General features: G+C 54.9%; 7 protein-coding genes and 2 pseudogenes. 5 read left to right on the top strand and 4 right to left on the bottom strand.

Translation table 11 applies throughout. The features are described from left to right. Position 1 precedes the first annotated feature (1 nt). The 5 genes and pseudogenes from dgcA to FE788_RS13740 all read left to right on the top strand — a co-directional run. Positions 2 to 1,006: an N-acetyl-D-Glu racemase DgcA gene (gene dgcA / locus FE788_RS13760; protein WP_138381178.1), complete on the top strand. Its 1,005-nt coding sequence runs from the start codon at positions 2 to 4 to the stop codon at positions 1,004 to 1,006. Positions 1,007 to 1,176: 170 nt separating this feature from the next. Next, a complete protein-coding gene (locus FE788_RS13755; protein WP_210414021.1) occupies positions 1,177 to 4,221 on the top strand; it encodes a TonB-dependent receptor domain-containing protein in 3,045 nt (1,014 codons plus the stop codon). Between the two features lie 160 nt (positions 4,222 to 4,381). After that, positions 4,382 to 7,117, top strand: a complete 2,736-nt coding sequence (locus FE788_RS13750; protein ID WP_168190437.1) for a M14-type cytosolic carboxypeptidase — start codon at positions 4,382 to 4,384, stop codon at positions 7,115 to 7,117. Between the two features lie 33 nt (positions 7,118 to 7,150). Beyond that, the gene (locus FE788_RS13745) at positions 7,151 to 9,754 is read left to right on the top strand and encodes a M14 family zinc carboxypeptidase (protein WP_138381176.1); all 2,604 of its coding nucleotides are present in this window, start codon (positions 7,151 to 7,153) and stop codon (positions 9,752 to 9,754) included. A gap of 811 nt (positions 9,755 to 10,565) precedes the next feature. Then, positions 10,566 to 11,277, top strand: a pseudogene (locus FE788_RS13740) (IS5 family transposase); the annotation flags it as partial. Here FE788_RS13740 and FE788_RS13735 read toward each other — a convergent pair. The 4 genes and pseudogenes from FE788_RS13735 to FE788_RS13720 all read right to left on the bottom strand — a co-directional run bounded on the left by FE788_RS13735 (position 11,260) and on the right by FE788_RS13720 (position 18,209). After that, positions 11,260 to 14,403, bottom strand: coding sequence for an efflux RND transporter permease subunit (locus tag FE788_RS13735; protein WP_138381175.1), 3,144 nt, complete (start codon positions 14,401 to 14,403; stop codon positions 11,260 to 11,262). The pseudogene FE788_RS13740 and the gene FE788_RS13735 overlap by 18 nt on opposite strands. Positions 14,404 to 14,414: 11 nt before the next feature. Next, on the bottom strand, positions 14,415 to 15,593 hold the full coding sequence (locus FE788_RS13730; RefSeq protein WP_138381174.1) for an efflux RND transporter periplasmic adaptor subunit: 1,179 nt from the start codon (positions 15,591 to 15,593) through the stop codon (positions 14,415 to 14,417). Position 15,594: 1 nt separating this feature from the next. Next, positions 15,595 to 16,863, bottom strand: a complete 1,269-nt coding sequence (locus FE788_RS13725) for a TolC family protein (protein WP_138381173.1) — start codon at positions 16,861 to 16,863, stop codon at positions 15,595 to 15,597. 595 nt (positions 16,864 to 17,458) lie between these two features. Next, a pseudogene (locus tag FE788_RS13720) lies at positions 17,459 to 18,209 on the bottom strand (IS5 family transposase). Positions 18,210 to 18,536: the final 327 nt, after the last annotated feature.

Here is an 18,536-nt window from a genome sequence, read left to right as displayed (position 1 = left end):
TATGGAGCAGAAACTGTTTGTCATGTCCGAAACCTGGCCGCTGGTGGCGCCATTCAGGATTTCCCGCGGGGTGAAGACCGAGGCACAGGTGGTGGTGGCAATGCTCGACTGTCTGGGCGTGCGCGGACGCGGCGAGGCTGTGCCCTATGCCCGTTATGACGAGACCGTGGAGACGGTTCTCGAGGCGGTGGAAAGGCTGCGGGATGACCTGGCGGGGGGACTCAGCCGCGAGGATCTTCTGGACAGTCTGCCGGCGGGGGCGGCACGCAATGCGCTGGATTGCGCCATGTGGGACCAACAGGCCCGCTGGAAAGGCACGACGGTGGCACGCCTGCTGGAGGTGCCTGAGAACCAGAAGGTGGTTACGGCCGTCACTCTGGGCATCGATAGTGCGGAAAGGATGGCGGAAAAAGCCGCCCGGCTGCGCCATTGTCCGCTGCTTAAAGTGAAGCTGGATCGGGAGGACATCATTGCCAGAGTGAGCGCGATCCGTAAGGCTGCGCCAAAGGCACGGCTGATCCTTGATCCCAATGAAAGCTGGGACATGGATGTCCTGCGCGAGGTGGACGCCCCGCTGGCGGCGCTGGGGGTGGATCTCCTGGAGCAGCCTTTGCCAGCGGAACAAGATGACGGTCTGGCGGAGTTTCAGGGACAGGTGCCAGTGTGTGCTGATGAATCCTGTCACACGCGACAGGATCTGGCGGGGCTCAAGGACAAATATCAGGTCATCAATATCAAACTGGACAAAAGCGGCGGGCTTACCGAGGCGCTGGCGCTGAAGAAACAGGCCCGGAAAATGGGGTTCGGGATTATGGTCGGCTGTATGGTTGGCACCTCGCTGGCCATGGCGCCGGCCTTGATGCTGGCGCATGATGCGGATTTTGTAGATCTGGACGGGCCGTTGTGGATGGCCCGGGACCGCACCCCGGGCTTGAGTATCCAAGATGGCATCATCGGCCCCCTGCCGACCGGTTTGTGGGGAAGCGGGGCCGGAGGGGCTGTCTGATGCGCCGCTGGCCTGCATGTCATAACCTGAGGTTATGGAAAACAAAACGACTATTATTGGTATGTGCTGAGCGGATCGGCGATAACAGAATTCGGTAAAAGTTCGCGCGCCGCGCTCAGGCCGTCGCCACAAAAATTCAGCTTATCCGAAAATGGAGGAAACACGCTACAATGAGCAATAAACCAGAACACAACAAATCCGGATACAGGACTCTCACCTCTGTGCTGCTGGCGTCGGTCTGCGGTATGGGATTTGCTGCCGCCCAGGCCCAGGCCTTGGAACAAGAACAGGAGCAAGAACAGCTCCAGCAGGTGGCAATGGTCGATGAAGCGACGGAACTGGAAGAAGTGATCGTTGTTGGGTCCCAGATCAAGGGCGCCAAGGTGACGGACTCTTTGCCGGTTTCCCTGATCCGTCAGGAAGATATTGACGCCATTGCCGCCACCTCTGGGTCGGAACTGTTCAGCTCCCTGCCATCCAACGGCAATATCAATTTTAACGGGACAGACACGGTCAGCGGCGGGGTGAACGCGGCACGCGGGGATGTGGCTTCCATCAATTTGCGTGGTATTGGAACCGGAAATACGCTGGTGTTGCTCAATGGCCGCCGTCTGGTGCAGCATCCCGGCACCCAGACGGAAGATTCCGTGCCTGTGACCACCGTGAATGTGAACACCATTCCGGTGTCTGGAATCCAGCGGGTCGAGGTTCTGCATGACGGCGCCGCTGCCATTTACGGCACCGACGCGGTGGCCGGCGTGGTCAATACGGTTATGCAAGACAACTTTGAAGGCTATCGCGTGAATGTGGAATATGGCGAAGCGGAAAACACTAGCCGATCCAAATTCAAGGCCGATTTCCTGGGAGGCTGGAACCTTAATGAGGACAAGACCAATATTTCCCTGGCGTTGAACTATTACAAAGGCACGGGAGTTGATGCCAGTGAATTGCCTTTTTCCGCGTCGGCGGACCGGCGGCCCTTCTTTGAGGATACGGAATTTGCCGGCGATACCCAGTTTGACAACCGGTCCACGACAACGCCCTGGGGACGTTTCGAGGCATCGCAGGGCGTTCCCGGGCTGACCACGTCAGGCGGAGTTTTCCATATTGAACCCGTGGATCCCGAAGACAGCAATCAGGACTGCGTGTTGCCAGGCGGCCTGTGTATCGACAGCGGCACCATCAGCCGGGATCAGCGGTTTGACACCAACACCTCCCGTCAGATGATTCCCGACACGGAACGGGGCAATGCGTTCGTGTTCATTAATCACGAATTCGACAGCGGTCTGGAATTTTACAGCGAGTTGAGCTATTACCGGGCCGAATCCACCAAAAACCGGGCGGAAAGCGCCATGCTGAGTTCGGCACCGATCACCATTTCCAAGGATGCCTACTGGAATCCGCTCGGCGCGGTTGGAAATCCGAACCGGGTAGACGGCTTTGACATTCCGGCCGAAGGACTGGATATCGAAATGACCCGCTACCGCGTGGTGGATGCCGGGGTGCGAGAAATTGACGTGGATAACGAAACCTTCCGTACCCTGGCCGGGCTGCGCGGCACGTTCGGCACCTGGGACTGGGACAGTGCGGTGCTTTATTCGGAAGCCACCACCCTGGACACCACCCATAACCGGGTCAGCAGCTCTCTGCTGCAACAGGCCATCAACCGCACCGATCCTTCAGCCTATAACCCGTTTAATGGGGGTGATCCGAACAATGTCAATGTGGGAGACGCGACCCCCAACGATCCGGACACCATCAACAGTTTTCTGATTGACGTAACGCGTTTCAGCAAAACCACCTTGGCACTGGCGGACTTCAAGCTCTCGAATCCGGATCTGACCGAGTTGTGGGCCGGCAGTGTGGGCATCGCGCTCGGGGTTGAAGGACGTCGCGAGACTTTCCTGGACGATCGGGATGATCGTCTTGACGGGACCATCACCTTTGTGGATCAGGTGACCGGCGAACTGGTCAACAGGTCGGATGTGGTCGGCTCCAGCGATACGCCGGACGCTGAAGGGGCAAGGGAGGTGTTTTCCGCCTTTGCCGAACTGGCCGTGCCGCTGGTGAATGAAGACATGGACATTCCGCTGGTGCGCAGTCTGGATCTGCAGCTTGCCGGTCGGTTTGAACATTATTCCGATGTAGGCAGCGTGTTTAAACCGAAATTCGCCCTGTCCTGGTTCCCGACCACCTGGATGCAGGTCCGCGCCGCCTATTCCGAAGGGTTCCGTGCCCCCAATCTGGAACAGCTGCATACCCAGAGAATTACCCGTCAGACCACGGTAGACGATTTTTATCGCTGCCAGGCCGAAGTCAATAAGGGCGATCGGGACGATATTCTGACCTGTAGCGGCAATGATAGCGTGACCAATGTGCGTCTTGGCAATGAAGATCTGGAGCCCGAAAATGATGTGAACTATACCATCGGGGCGGTGTTCACACCGGAATTTGCCGAGGACCTGACCCTGACCATAGATTATTGGCGGGTTGAGCAGGACGGCCTTGTGGGCATTTTGGATGCCGATGCCATTGCGGCGCTGGATTTTGCCGACCGTCTGGAAGGTGGGGCCAGCGACTTTGTCATCCGCGACGAGGTGACCCAGGACGATATCGACTTTTATGCCGGGTCCGGACTGGCACCGGTGGGCGATATTATTGAAGTGATCGGCCAGTTCCAGAATCTGAATGCCCGCACGACGGAGGGGCTGGATCTGGGGGCCTATTACAATCTGCATGATACCCCGCTTGGCGACTTCCGCTTCAAGGTGAATGCAGCTTATCTGATCACCGCGTTCCAGGAACCGTCCGAGCCGGAGAAACGTCTCTCTGCGCTGGGTATTGTGGTTGCGGATTCCGGCGATCTGATCGAAATGGATGGGCGGCCGAAATGGCAGGCCACCGGGACCATCACCTGGCGGTATGACAACTGGGGCGCGGGACTGTACGGCAAATATGTCGGGGCATTTTTCGATACCTCCGTGCAGCAGGATGAAACCAAGGAATTCTTCCGGGTGGATGACTGGATGACGTTCAGCCTCTATGGTCAGTACACCTTTGACGAAGGGACGCTGGAAGGCACCCGCATCCGTCTCGGCGTGAGGAACATCTTTGACAAACAGCCGCCGGTCACGGATGAAACCTATGGCTATGAGGCCAGCCTGCATAGCGCCGAAGGCCGGTTCTTTTATGCGTCAGTGAGAGCGAACTTCTAAGTCTGACAAGATGATCTTTGTCATCAGAGGCATCTTGTATACTTTGGGGTGGCGATTCCCATCGCCACCTTTTTCTTCACCTTTTGGGGGCGGCGCCCACGCCATTGCACATAAGACAAGACACACAAAAGACAGGATACAGATCAAACAGGGGGAACAGATGAAAAGATCAGGGATTGTCACGAAGCCCTCATTCGTCCGGGCTGTTGTTATGCGGGGTCTGGGGGGGATTATCCTCTATGCAGCAGCGGCATTGTCGGCGCCGGCTGCGCCGCTTGAGGGGTGCGCCTTCGGCGATATCGCCTTTCACGCGGATTTTCCTGGGGCCCGGCTGTCGGCCTGTGAAAAGACGGCGATGGGCTACCGGCTCCTGATCCGGCCCGAAGTGAAGCCCGTCAACCCCAGCCCCTGGTATGCTTTCCGTATTGATTCTGCAACATCGCAAACCATCACAGTGACCCTGGACTACGCGGCGGGCAAACATCGTTATCGGCCCAAGGTCAGCCGGGATGGCCAGAACTGGCGACGGTTGCCGGACAAGGATGTTTCGGTACGACATGACGGGCGGCAGGTCACCATGACTCTGGATCTGGATCAGGCACCGCTCTGGGTTGCCGCGCAGGAACTTCTCACCAACCGGCACTATATGCTGTGGCAGGAGAAACTGGTGGAAAAGCCGGACCTTGAGCTTAGCCGGCTGGGCCGATCCAGTGAAGGACGGGAAATCTTCAAACTGGAAAACCGTCCGGATAAAGATGATGCGCAGACCATTTTGTTGATCGGCCGGCAGCATCCGCCGGAAGTGACCGGGGCGCAGGCCATGCTGGCGTTTACGGAAACAGTATTTGGAGACTCCACCCTGGCCCGGGAGTTCCGCCAGAATTTCCGCATTGTGGCCGTGCCCAATCTCAATCCGGACGGGGTGGCGTCCGGCCATTGGCGCAGCAATGCCCGGGGCAAGGATCTGAATCGGGATTGGGGACCGTTTACTCAACCGGAAACGCAACTTGTCAAGGCGGAACTGGACCGGCTCGCGGCGGAGGAAGGCGGGCAATTGGCGCTGGTGCTGGACTTTCATTCCACCTGGGACAGCCTGTTATATGTTCAGGCGGCCGAAGACAAGACCCGCCCCGAAGATTTCGCCCGGCAATGGCATCACGCCATTCGCAAACGCCTGCCGGATCAGCCCTTAGCCTTGGAACCGCGTAAACAAACCGGCAAGCCGACCCTGAAAAATTATGTATATAGTCGGTTCGGAGTGCCCGCCATCACTTATGAAGTTGCCGATACGGCGGATCGGGCCGGATTGCGTCGGCAGGCGGTGGTCGCGGCCGAGGAAATGATGAAACTCATGTTGGCCGCCCGCAAAGCCGGTCAGACCGGCCCCCGGAAACCAGCCACCGCTCGGCCGGTTGATCTGCTGATCCGGGGCGGCCGCATTTATGCCGGAGAGGGCGGCGCGCCGGAAAAGGGCGTGATTGTGGTGCATGAGGGTCAAGTCATCTATCGTGGTCCGACCCTGCCCGAGGGGCTGGCGCCCCGCAGGATTATAGAGGCGGGGGAGAAGGTTGTCGCCCCCGGTTTTATCGACCCTCACACCCATGCCTGCGGCGATCTGGATCAGGAAAACGGCAAGGCCAATCTCAACTATCTGACCCAGGGGGTGACGACCGTCTTTTGTGGCAATGATGGCGGGGGGCCGGTCAATGTGGGAGAACGTCTCGCCTTTTATGAAAGCCAGGGCATTGGCACCAATGTGGCGCTGTATGTGGGACATGGCAGTGTGCGGCGTGCCGTTATGGGCACTGAAAACCGGACCGCGACGCCTGCGGAACTGGACCGTATGGAAAAACTTGTGGCCCGGGCCATGGGCGAGGGGGCGCTGGGCCTGTCCACCGGGCTTTATTACGTGCCCGGCAATTACGCCACCACCGAGGAGGTTGTCGCCCTGGCGCGCGTGGCAGGGCAATATGGCGGTGTTTATGACAGCCATATCCGGGATGAAAGCAGTTACAACATTGGTCTTGTGGCGGCCATTCGGGAAGTGATTGAGGTGGGCCGGGCCGCCGGTCTACCGGTCCATATCGCCCACCTCAAGGCGTTGGGCGCGGATGTCTGGGGCAAAAGCCGCGAAATCATTACGATGGTGGAACAAGCGCGGGCGGATGGCCTTCGGGTGACCGCCGACCAGTATCCCTGGACCGCTTCCGGCACCAGCATCGCCGGGGCGCTCATTCCGCGCTGGGTGATGGCCGGATCGACCGAAAAATACCATGAACGGCTCAGGGATCCGGCTCTTGCAGAGCGCATCCGGGCCGAGATGACCGATAATCTGCGCCGACGTGGCGGGGCACATTCCCTGTTGATTACCGATCCGCGCCGGCCCGATCTGCGCGGCCGCACCCTGGCGGAAATTGCTGCGCAACAGGGGAAAGATCCGGTGAGTGTGGCGCTGGATATTGTCCTTTCCGGCAATGCCCGGGTGGCCAGTTTCAACATGACGGCGGAAGATATCCGCCGGTTCATGGTACAGCCCTGGGTGATGACCTCGTCCGATGGCAGCACGGGGCATCCGCGAAAATATGCCAGCTTCCCGAAAAAATACGCCACCTATGTGGCCGATGAGCATCTGCTTTCCCTGCCCGATTTTATTTATCGCAGCAGCGGATTTGCAGCGGAGACTTTCGGGCTTAGGGACCGGGGATATCTGGCGCCTGGATATGCGGCGGATATCGTGATTTTCGATCCGGACCGGTTTCGACCCAAAGCCGATTATCTGGCGCCGGAAAAACTGAGTGAGGGAGTCGAATGGCTGCTGGTCAATGGACAGGTTGTTATTGACAAGGGCCGATATACAGGCATGCTAGCGGGCAAAGCCCTTAAAAAACAACAATAAGTCATGTAAATACCGATAAAAGGTTCTGTAACGATGGGAAAAATCAGTCGAATACTGTTTAGTGTGATCGCCAGCCTTGTTCTGGTTGTCAGCGCCGGTGTGGGGGCGCAGGCACAAACCGCCCGGGACAAAAGTTTTTATCCGCAAGGCGTGACCTATGATCCGGCCATTCCCACGCCGAAGGCGTTTATTGGCCATGAACTGGGATATCGTATTACCCGTAATGATCTGCTGGTGCAGTATTTGCTGAAACTGGCGGAAGTTTCCGATCGGGTATCTTCTGAAATTATCGCTTATAGCCATGAAAAGCGTCCCATTGTCACGCTCACCATCACGGCGCCGGAAAATCATGCCCGCCTTGAGGAAATCAGACAGGCCCATTTGGCGCTGAGGGATCCGGAGTCGGAGCAGCAGGTAGGGCCAGATACGCCGGTCATCAGTTGGCTTAATTATGGGGTTCACGGGGCCGAGGTCAGCTCCACCGACGCCGCCATGCCTGTAGCTTATCATCTGGCGGCGGCTCAAGGGGCGGAAATCGACCGGCTTCTGAAAAACAGCGTGATTTTGCTCACCGCCTCCTTCAATCCGGACGGCAGCAGCCGCCAGTCCGCCTGGAACTGGATGCACGGGGCGGATGTGCCGGTGACCGATCCCAACGCCCGCATCCACAATACCTTCTGGCCGGGTGGGCGCACCAACCATTACTGGTTCGATCTCAACCGGCAATGGTTGTTGTTGCAGCATCCGGAGCCCAAGGGCTGGGTCGCCAAATTCCACGAATGGAAACCCAGCATACTGGCCGATTATCATGAAATGGGCTCTCACAAGACCTATTATTTTCATCCCGGTGCCCCGGACCGCATCTTTCCGTTGATTCCGGAAAAGTCCATGCAGTTGCTGAACAAGGTGGTGGATGGGCCGCGCGCCTTTATGGACAACGAATCCCGCCTGTATTTCAACGAAGAATCCTATGATAACTTCTATATTGGCAAAGGCTCCACCTATCCTCATGTCAACGGCAGCATCGGAATCCTGTTTGAACAGGCGCGCACCAATGGGCTGCTGGAAACGCCTTATGGCATTCTGTCTTTCCGGGACAATATCCGCACCCAGTTCCGCACCAGCCTGGCGCTTCTGAAATCCGCCGCGGATATGCGGCAGGACTTGCTGAATTATCAGCGGGAGTTTGTGCGCGAGACCCGCAAGCTGGCGGCCCGCGACGATATCAAGGCATATGTTTTTGCCGTGCCCGAGGATTCGGCGCGGGCCTACCATTTTTTGGATCTTCTGGAACGGCATCAAATTCGGACTTATCGGTTGGGCCGGGACCTGAAAGTGAACGGCAAGCTTTTCCGGGCCGTCAATTCCTATGTGGTGGAAACCGGTCAGGATCAGTATCGCCTGATCAAGGGTATTTTCGAAAAGATCACTACCTTTGAGAACAATACTTTTTATGACGTGTCCGGCTGGACTCTGCCGCTGGCCTTCGGTCTGGACTATACGCCGGTCAAGGGACGGTCTTATACGCTGGGCCAGGAGGCCCGGGCGGAATTTCCTGTAATGCCGGCGCCGGAAAAGGCCCGCAGTGGTTATGTCTTTTCCTGGAGCCCGTATTACGCCCCGCGGGCGCTGTACCGGCTGCTTAAGGCGGGGGTTAATGCGCGCGTGGCCACCAAACCCTTCAAAATCACCACCGGGAATGGTGTGAAAGAGATGGGCCGGGGCAGTATTGTGGTGCCGGTGGGCTGGCAGGCCGGGCAGGATGTCGAGAGGATTCATGAGCTGGTCCGCACCATCGCCCGTGAGGACGGGATCCCGGTTTACGCGCTGGACAGTTCCCATACCCCGATGGCGGGCATGGACCTGGGCAGTCCGTATCATGCGGCGCTCACAAAACCCAAGGTTTTGCTGCTGGTGGGAGAAGGGGTGAGCGCCTATGATGCGGGCGAGGTCTGGCACCTGCTGGATCACCAGATGAAAATGCCGGTGGTGTTGTATGATCGCCGGAAACTGGGCAAGCTGGATCTGTCCGGATACACCCATATCATCATGGTGGGCGGTTCCTATAAATCCTTAGACGAGACGATCACGAAAAAAGTGGATAACTGGGTCCGTTCTGGCGGGACGCTGGTGGCGTTGCGTCAGGGCGCGCGCTGGGCGGGGGAAAACCTTCTGGAGCTTGAAACATCCCTTGTTTCCAAAGACGAAGCAGAAAAGGACACTCCCCCGGCGCGGCAGGATTACGGCGACAAGGAAGACTTGGAGGCGTTGGAAATTATCGGCGGGGCGATCATGGCTGGGGATCTGGATATCACCCATCCCATTGGTTATGGGTATGTCCGCCGGGATATTGCCAGTCATCGCAACACGCTGATTGCCTTTGAGCGACCGAAAAATCCATACGCCACAGTGGTGGAGATCCCGGAAAACGCCCTGCTTAGCGGGTATGCCTCCGCCGAAAATCAGCGCAAGCTGGCGGGTCGGGCCATGGCGGTGGCCGAACGGCTCGGACAGGGCAGTGTGGTGCTGTTCAGCGATAATCCCAATTTCCGGGCCTATTTCTATGGCACCAAAAAGCTGTTCCTCAACAGCCTGTTTTTCTCCAAGATTTTTGAAAAGCCAAAAGATCCTTCTTAACTTAAGCGGGATACTTTCCTGAGTAAAACTGTCAATAAGGCCGGGACCATCCCGGCCTTTATTTTTCCATCGGGGGGCTGCGCAACAGATGTACCAACTTTAGGGGGTACAGAGTATGGGCATGGTTCGTTTGAGTTTGTGTCATAAACCGATGGTGTGTCACAATTGCTTCTTCAGGACATCGGGGAAGGATCATGAAATTAAGGGGAAAAAGAGAGGTATAGAGGAGTGGTGCCGATGATAGGACTTGAACCTACGACCCACGCATTACGAATGCGGAGTAAAATTCATATATTTCAATCGGTTAGGTGATCTTGGTACAAAATTGGTACAAAACTGATTCTGCATATGATTGTCCTATTTACGCACACAATTCAACCTATACCTGAAAAAAGTTAACTGTGACTCTGTGATGGAGTACGGGATTGCCGGGCACTTCATGTTGTCATAATAACCGATCTCCCATCGCTCCATGGAACGTTTTGCCAATATACGCTGTGTGAGGTCTGGTAAAGTTGTAGAATTGTTCCCACACGGTCAGCTTTTCTCCAGATCGGCGTTATCTTTGTATGTCAGTAATTGATAGAATTCTTCCTGATCGGTTCTATGAGACCTTTCTACTATTCCCTTGAGTTGAGGGGGAACACGGTTTGGTGTAGACGTGCTTGGTCTCCAAGACTTCAACGTGTCAGTGGAATTCGTCCTAGGCTCCGGACCTATTAAATCAGGAGATTCCCCAATTTCCCGATTTCTGATCCACTATGGCAAAGGAGGTTGCCCTCAATGACATTTATTATCTTCAGAAGAGCAGATTAATCGCATTTCCCCTTATTTTCCCAAGTCCCACGGTGTCCCACGAGTTGATGACCGTCGGGTTTTTCGCGGGATGATTCACGTTCTAAGCGAGGGCTGCAATGGCGAGATGGTTCGAAAGAATACGGTCCCCACAAAACCCTTTATAACCGGTTCGTCCGTTGAATTGAAAATGGGTGTTTCGATAGAATATTCAAAAAGTTATTATCGAACAGCGTGCCCGAACAATTACAAATAGACGCCACACACCTGAAAGCACACCGGACGGCCGCCAGTCTGGCAAAAAAGGGGATGTTCCCCGCCACATTGACCGCACAAAAGGCGGGTTGAACAGCAAGCTGCATGCGGTTTGTGACGGTGAAGGCAGGCCGCGTCTCCTGTGCCTGACGTCGGGCAATGCCAGCGATTTCAAGGGCGCGGCCATGCTCGCGCCGCACCTGCCGCCGTCACGGGACTTGCTGGCCGACAAGGGCTATGACGCCAACTGGTTCAGGGAGGTCCTCATCAAGCGCGGGATCAGCCCCTGCATCCCTCCAAAGCGCAACAGACGCCAGCAGATCGCCTATGACAAAGCCCTGTATCGTCAGCGACACAAGGTCGAGAATATGTTCGGCAAACTCAAGGACTGGCGCCGCAGCGCGACACGGTACGACAAAAAGCCGGAAAATTTTCTTGCTGTCCTCCACCTCGCTTCAATGCGCATTTGGCTTAGAAATTATGAACCTACGTCCTCGTTCGAGTTTGTGTCTTGCGTCTCGGGTTTCCATCCACTCATAGACGACCGGCAGCAGGACGAGAGTGAGAAATGTCGAAGAGATCAGTCCTCCGACAACGACCGATGCGAGAGGACGTTGTGTTTCGGCCCCCACACCGGATGACAGCAGCATCGGAACAAGGCCGAGGATCGCTACGCTGGCCGTCATTAGCACCGGCCTGAGTCTTAGCTCTGTCCCCCGCCTGACCGCCTCCGCAACGCCGAGTCCCTTTTCACGAAGTTCGTTGATAAAGCTGACCAGCACAATTCCGTTCAGCATGGCCACGCCAAAGACAGCGATAAAACCGATTGCAGACGGCACAGAGATATATTGGCCGGTAACCGCAAGCGCAATGAGGCCGCCAATTGTGGCGAAAGGCACGTTGGCGATGATTAGTGTCGCGTAGCGGATAGAATTGAACGCCGTATAGAGCAGAACGAAGATAAAGAAAATCGTCAACGGAACGATGATTGCCAGCCGTGTCAACGCCCGCTGCTGGTTTTCAAAGGAACCGCCCCATTCGATCCAATAGCCCGGCGGGAGTTTGACATTCTGCTCAATCGCTTTGTTGGCATCCCGCACAAAGCCGTCAACGTCGCGGCCACGGACATCCATTTGGATGACGGAGTAGCGTTGCAATTGCTCACGGCGAACAAAGGAATAGCCTTCTGCGACAGAAACATCCGCGACTCGGGAGAGGGGAATGACCGCACCGTCCGCTGTGCGTAAGGGGATGGCTTTGATGGAATCAACGGATTGCTTTGAAGAGTCTCTAAGTCTTGCCGTGATATCGAACCTCTTTACACCCTCGATGAGAGTGGAAACAGGTTCGTTCCCGATACCGGTTCGGACAATAGTCAGAACGTCATCGGCATTCAGCCCATAACGGGCAAGCTGCGAGCGGTCAACCTCGATGCGGACCTGCGGTTTGCCCAGGTTCGCTTCTAAAGATAAATCCGCAACACCGGGCACGCCCGCTATCACATTTTTAATTTTCCGACTTAGGCGGTCGAGTTCTCCCAGATCCTCGCCATACAGTTTTGCCGCCAATGTGGCGCGCACACCCGAGATAAGCTCTTCCACACGCATCTGGATCGGTTGGGTGAACGCGACGACCGAAGTAGGAACAACCTCTTCAAGCGTTTCTCGCATGGCTTCGGCCAACTCCTCAAAGGAGCGATCCGAGCTCCATTTATCATGAGGCTTCAATGCTGTATATATTTCCATGTAATTGACATCGGCGGTTTCACCTTTTTCAGCGCGACCTATCATGGCAACAGTTGTTTCAACTTCAGAATATTCGGAAAGCGCCATTTCGATGTCTTTAGAAATCTTGATTGATTGATCCAGTGAGGTGGAAGGAATGGACGTGACGCGCCACATTATCGATCCCTCCTGCAACTGCGGCATGAACTCCTTCCCCAAAAAAGGGAAAAGCGACAGGCTTCCGATCAGAAGCGCCATAGCCGTCAAGACAACCTTCCGCTTGTTAGCAAGTGACCAGGACAGAAGAGGCAAGTATCCCCGTTTGATCCATCGTACCAACAGTGTGTCACGCTCTTCCTTAGGCTTGAGAATCAGTGCCGCAAGTACAGGGATGATCGTGAGCGTCAACACGAGTGATCCGGCCATGGCGAAACTGATATTGAACGCCATCGGCTTGAAAAGCTTGCCCTCCAACCCCTGAAGGCTAAACAGAGGCAAAAATACGACAATGATGATCAGGATCGCGAACGCAATCGGGTTGGCGACTTCACGCGCAGCGGTCAATACTGCAGCTGTGCGTCGTACTTTTCCCTCTTCGGCTTTACGTTCCGCCATGATCCTGAATGAATTTTCCACCATGACGACAGCGCCATCGACCATCATACCGATACCGATTGCAAGGCCCGCGAGCGACATCAAATTGGCCGACAACCCGGCCTGCTCCATAAAAATAAAGGCAATCAGCATGGCCAGTGGCAGAGCCGCAATTACGACAAGGGCTGACCGAAGCTCTCCCAGGAACAGGAAAAGGACGATAGCCACAAGGATTGAGCCTTCAATCAATGCGCGTTCCGCCGTTGAAACAGCCTTCTCGACGAGGTCTGTACGATCATAGATCGGCCGTAGTTTTACGCCTTCGGGCAAGGCCTGTTCGGCAATCGAAAGTTTACCCTTCACGGCATCGACAACATTTTTCGCATTCTCGCCGATGCGTGATAATGCCATGCCGAGGACAACTTCCTCGCCGTCGCGGGTCACAGCACCAAAACGAAGCGCCGGAGCCTGCTTGATCTCCGCAACGTTGCGAAGGTAAACCGGCGTTCCGTCTTCGACCTTGAGAACGATGCTCCCGATATCCTGTTCATTCTTTACAAGACCGAGGCCGCGAACGAGAAATTGCTCTGGCCCCTGATCAATATACTGGCCACCTACCTGACGGTTGTTGGTCTCAATTGCCTCCATGACATCACGATAGCCAAGTCCGTACTTAATAAGCTTGAGCGGATCGATCTGGACCTGAAACTGACGTTCTTGCCCACCCCAGGAAGTCACATCATCAACTCCTGCTGCGGTGCGTAGAATTAGGCGAATGGACCAGTCCTGCAAAGTCCGCAGATCCATGTCCGTGATGTCGCCAACCAGCTTTTCATCCGCCCGCTCAAGCGTGTACCAGAAAACCTGGCCGAGCCCTGACGTGTTGGGCCCCATTTCCGGCGTCCCGTAACCCTCGGGAATGCGGTCCTCTACTTCGGCCAGCCGCTCCATGACCAGCCTGCGGGCGAAATAAATGTCCATGTCGTCTTCAAAATAAACTGCGACATAGGACAGTCCGAACAGGCTGACCGAGCGAATTTGTTCAACACCGGGAAGGCCCGCCATGCCGGATTCAATTGGAAAAGTAAGAAGCTGCTCGACATCCTCGGCAGCCAGACCGGGGGATTCAGTATAGATGTTCACCTGAACCGGCGTTACATCTGGGAAGGCGTCAATTGGAACCGTATTGACAGCACGCCACCCGAAAAAACCGATCACCAAAAAGGCGATAATGACGAGAAATTTGTACTGTAGTGATATTTCAACAAGTTTATTGAGCATTGCTTTTCTCCTCAGTGCGCATGGCCTTCGCCCATCTGTGACTTTTGAATGAGCGATTTGAGGAGGAAGACTTCGGTGGCGGCAATCTCATCGCCTTCATGCAAGCCATCGATGACTTCAACCCAGTCAGCCCGGCTTTCGCCAGTTTTGATCGGTGTCGGGTGAAATTCATCTCCTTCAAGCAGAAATACGGTTGGCGTTCCATCCATCAGTATTACCGCTTTCTTGGGTACAGCGATCACCGGCTTGCCGTCCCCGATAGAAACCGCGACATTTACAAACTCGCCGGGATGCAGCACGTCTTGCGTATTATCAACGGCGATGCGAATGGGCTGCGTACGTGTTGTTTCATCCAGCGTATGATACGCCTGTACGATTTTGCCAGGCACTTCATGCCCGTCTTTGATGATGATGCGGGCAGACGCGCCGATTTCAACATGAGTAGCCTGTTCCGGCGTAAATTGGGCCTCAACCCAGACCTGGCTCTCGTCAGTGATTTGGAACAGCTTGCGTCCAGGCTCCACAACTTCGCCGATAACGAAATCGTCTCTGACGACTGTTCCCGCCTGAGAAGCCAGCAATTCAAAAGTGCCGCTTGCCTTTGAGGCGTCCCCGGCTTTGACAAAGGTGTCAACCTGTTCCGGGGCCATTCCGTAGGCAAGAACATTGGCCCGCGCTTTTTCGGCGGAAACTTGCGCCTCTATGAAGCGTTGCTCAGAAACGACCTTGCGCCCCAATTCACGGACACGGTTCCATTCGCGCGTTGCAACGATCAACGCGCTTTGGGCCTCAGCCATGTCTACGCTGGTTAGCGTAACGAGCGGTTGTCCGGCTTCTATTTTGTCGCCGAGTTTTGCGTGGCGGGCGACGACCTGGGCAGTAATTCGAGGCGTGATTTGGACTGATCGATATAGATCGAGCGTGACCTCACCGGGCACGACGACTTCTTCGGTCAAGTTTTGTAACGTTACCGACTGGCTGGTTATGCCTTTGGCTTTACGTTCGGCAGCAGAGAGTCTGAGAATGCTTTGTTCTTCTTTTTCCCCCTCATGCTCATCATGCTCCTCATAAGTATCTTTCGAAGCCTGCGCTGTTGCTGAAGTCTCCGGGATCGTAATCGAGAATGAACCGAAAACCAAGAGTGCGCATAAAATTAGAAGGGATATTGGTTGTTTGATCTTGTTTTTCATGTCAGTTCTCCATCCATTCGCCGAGCGATGCCGAGGCTTCAAGCCAGTCAAACCAAGTGACCCAAAGCTGGTCACGCAGTTCAATGCCCGCGCTTTCAGTCGCGAATGTCTGATCCAGTTGGACGATATAATCGACGGCGTTGATCTCACCGGATTCAAAGAGTCTCTGAAGTAGTGTCCTCTGTTCTTCCAGCAGCACAGCGCCTTGCTGCTCCCATTTCGCCCATGCAGTGCGGGCTGTCATATATCGTTTGTGGCTGGCTTCAAGCCGGGCTGCAATTTGTCTCCGGAGATTGCGCCAGTTTTGCTCCAGTGTAATCGCATCGGCACTCGCAACATCGACTTCAGCATTATAGGTGTTTCTTACCGGTAAAGGGATCGAAAGCCTTAAACCGATTACTGTCTGGGAGTTTTTGGGCATTAGAGGCTCGAATGTCTCCTGCTCGCCGATACTGAAACCGAGTGTTGGGTCGGGGTATCTGTTCTTGCGAGCAACCCGGACGCGCGACCGCGCAGCCTTCACTTCGGCTGAGCTGACTTGAAGTTCGGGCAGTGTTTCTACAACGATAGTCTCGGGCGAAGGCGTATCTTCAAATGGCGGGCTTTCTGAAAGAAGTGCAGGCGGTAACTTACCACCGGTAATGGCCAAGAGCTGTTCTTCTCTTCGGGAAAAATCGGCCATCGCAGCACTCTCGGCGGCCCGCGCTTCAGCAAAAGTCAATTTCGCAGTGAGAAAATCGGACTGTGTCAGGTCTCCCGCCTCGTACCGACGCTCGGCAAGTTCTACAAATTCCTGATTCAACGAGACCCGTTTTGACGCTATCGCTAGGGTGGATTTTGCTGCTTCATAGCCAGACAACGCCTTTAAAAGGTCTGCAAGAAGCGTTTTGCGCGCGATGGCAAGCCGCGCGTTTGCAGCACTCAGTTCTGCTTCGGCCACACCATATCGCGCAGAGCGCTTGCCCCAGAGATCAATGGTCTGCGAGAGGCCAAGCTTTTTTGTTTTCTCTTCGTCACCGACGTCCTCATAGCCGATTTCAAGTTCGGGATTATAAAGCGGTTGTTCCTGAACACGTGCGTGTGCCTTGGCCGATTCGACTTCTGATTCGGCGGCTCTGATTGCAGGATGCTCAGTAAGAATTTGAACGGCGAACTTGCGAAGAGCTGGATCAATGTGTTTTGTAGTTTCCGCAAGTACGAACGCGGGCAACCCGACAAGCAAAATGCTTGCGAAAAATGCGCTCAACAGCGCAGTCTGTAATCTGATCATTCATTAAACTCTCAATTTCAGGAAGTCTTTAGAAAGACAGTGCACGCTAGCGATGACAACGCGTGCATTATTCGAAACGCTGAGAGTTCAGGCTAATGGAGGTGGTACGGGCGGTCCCGAATTCAAGGATTCCAGATTATTGCTCTGATGAGGTAAAGTTGGCCCCGATAACGGTAAGGGGAGCATATTAACCGTCTGAACAAGATAGGCCATGTGATGAAGGGCGTGGCAGCCACAATGGTTGACACAATTATCAAAGGGAAGGTTTTCCGGAATGTCACTGCGATCTTGATTCGCGTCTATATGTACATTGGAGACTTCCAGTGGAGCGGCATCCAGAACAGTGATATCAACGACCGGGACTGCCACCAAGGCAAGCATCATCAGCAATGTGATTAACCTGATCATTCCACTGTAATACCCTCTGCCTCAAACTCATCTTCGGGGCATGATTTTGTACATAACCAATTACCATTACCGGCCTTATACGCCGATATGTACCTCAACTGCGAGACCAAATAAACCAGGTTTATGGCACGGATGCAAGCCTAAACTGGATCATATTTATGAGTTTACGACCTAGGTTCAGGACTCATTAAATCCACCATATAACGATGGCGGCGATTTTGATGGCGGCCATGAATGTATGGGCACATCGGTCGTACCGTGTCGCGCTGCGGCGCCAGTCCTTGAGTTTGCCGAACATATTCTCGACCTTGTGGCGTTGGCGGTAGAGGGTTTTGTCAAACTCGATAGGCTGCTTGCGGTTTTTCTTTGGCGGAATACAAGCCTTGATGCCGCGCTCTTTCAGATGGCCCCTGAACCAGTCGGCGTCATAGCCCCTGTCGGCCAGCAGATGCTCGGCGGCGGGTAAGTTGGGGGCGAGGATGGCAGCCCCCTTGACGTCACTGGCATGGCCAGGAGTGAGACACAGGAGGCGAGGCCGGCCCTCGCCGTCGCATACAGCATGCAGCTTGCTGTTCAACCCGCCTTTTGTGCGGTCAATGTGGCGGGGAACATCCCCTTTTTTGCCAGACTGACGGCCGTCCGGTGCGCTTTCAGGTGTGTGGCGTCTATCTGGAGCTGGTCCGGGACATCCCGAGACGCCAACTCTGTGAATATCCTGTCGAACACTCCCCTCTCGCTCCAGCGCTTGAAGCGATTATACAAAGTCTTGTGAGGGCCATACTCTCTCGGCGCATCACGCCACTGAAGCCCCCGCTTCAGCACATGGATGATCCCGCTGATCACCCGGCGGTCATCAACACGGGGCACGCCGTGCGATAGCGGAAAAAAGGCTGAATGCGGGCAAGCTGCTCTTCACTCAAATAATACAAATCTGATATGGTGGATACTCCTTCCACCTCTTTGAATCAGAGTTTCACCTGTTTGGGAAGCCTAAAAAAAATTAATAGGTCCTGAGCCTAGGTAGAGTTGTGGTATCCGAGATTAGCCATTTAATGCTTTGATTGTTTTATCGTTTTTTTTATAATGACTATATTAGAGAGGGGGAGTGGTGGTTTAAGAGAACAACTTGAAAATTGGAACGTTTCCATAATTTGTGTAATGCTTGATCGTGGGGGCAAGAAAACGATTCTAGCTTTTTTCTCTTCCAGACAGCTTGGTAGGTCAAGGCCGAATAAGCGAAATAGAAGCAGATCATGAACAGTATG

Source organism: Luteithermobacter gelatinilyticus, from assembly GCF_005849285.1.
In the GTDB taxonomy this organism is placed as follows: domain Bacteria; phylum Pseudomonadota; class Alphaproteobacteria; order Sphingomonadales; family Emcibacteraceae; genus Luteithermobacter; species Luteithermobacter gelatinilyticus.
The sequence above is the reverse complement of the archived record's forward strand: the minus strand, read 5'-3'. Positions and strand labels throughout refer to the sequence as shown.

What these genes read in the sequence shown, in the direction of transcription:
- FE788_RS13750 (WP_168190437.1), top strand. Translation starts at nt 4,382, where the DNA reads ATGAAAAGATCAGGGATTGTCACGAAGCCCTCATTCGTCCGGGCTGTT.
- FE788_RS13755 (WP_210414021.1), top strand. Translation starts at nt 1,177, where the DNA reads ATGAGCAATAAACCAGAACACAACAAATCCGGATACAGGACTCTCACC.
- FE788_RS13730 (WP_138381174.1), bottom strand. Translation starts at nt 15,593, where the DNA reads ATGAAAAACAAGATCAAACAACCAATATCCCTTCTAATTTTATGCGCA.
- FE788_RS13735 (WP_138381175.1), bottom strand. Translation starts at nt 14,403, where the DNA reads ATGCTCAATAAACTTGTTGAAATATCACTACAGTACAAATTTCTCGTC.
- dgcA (WP_138381178.1), top strand. Translation starts at nt 2, where the DNA reads ATGGAGCAGAAACTGTTTGTCATGTCCGAAACCTGGCCGCTGGTGGCG.
- FE788_RS13745 (WP_138381176.1), top strand. Translation starts at nt 7,151, where the DNA reads ATGGGAAAAATCAGTCGAATACTGTTTAGTGTGATCGCCAGCCTTGTT.
- FE788_RS13725 (WP_138381173.1), bottom strand. Translation starts at nt 16,863, where the DNA reads ATGATCAGATTACAGACTGCGCTGTTGAGCGCATTTTTCGCAAGCATT.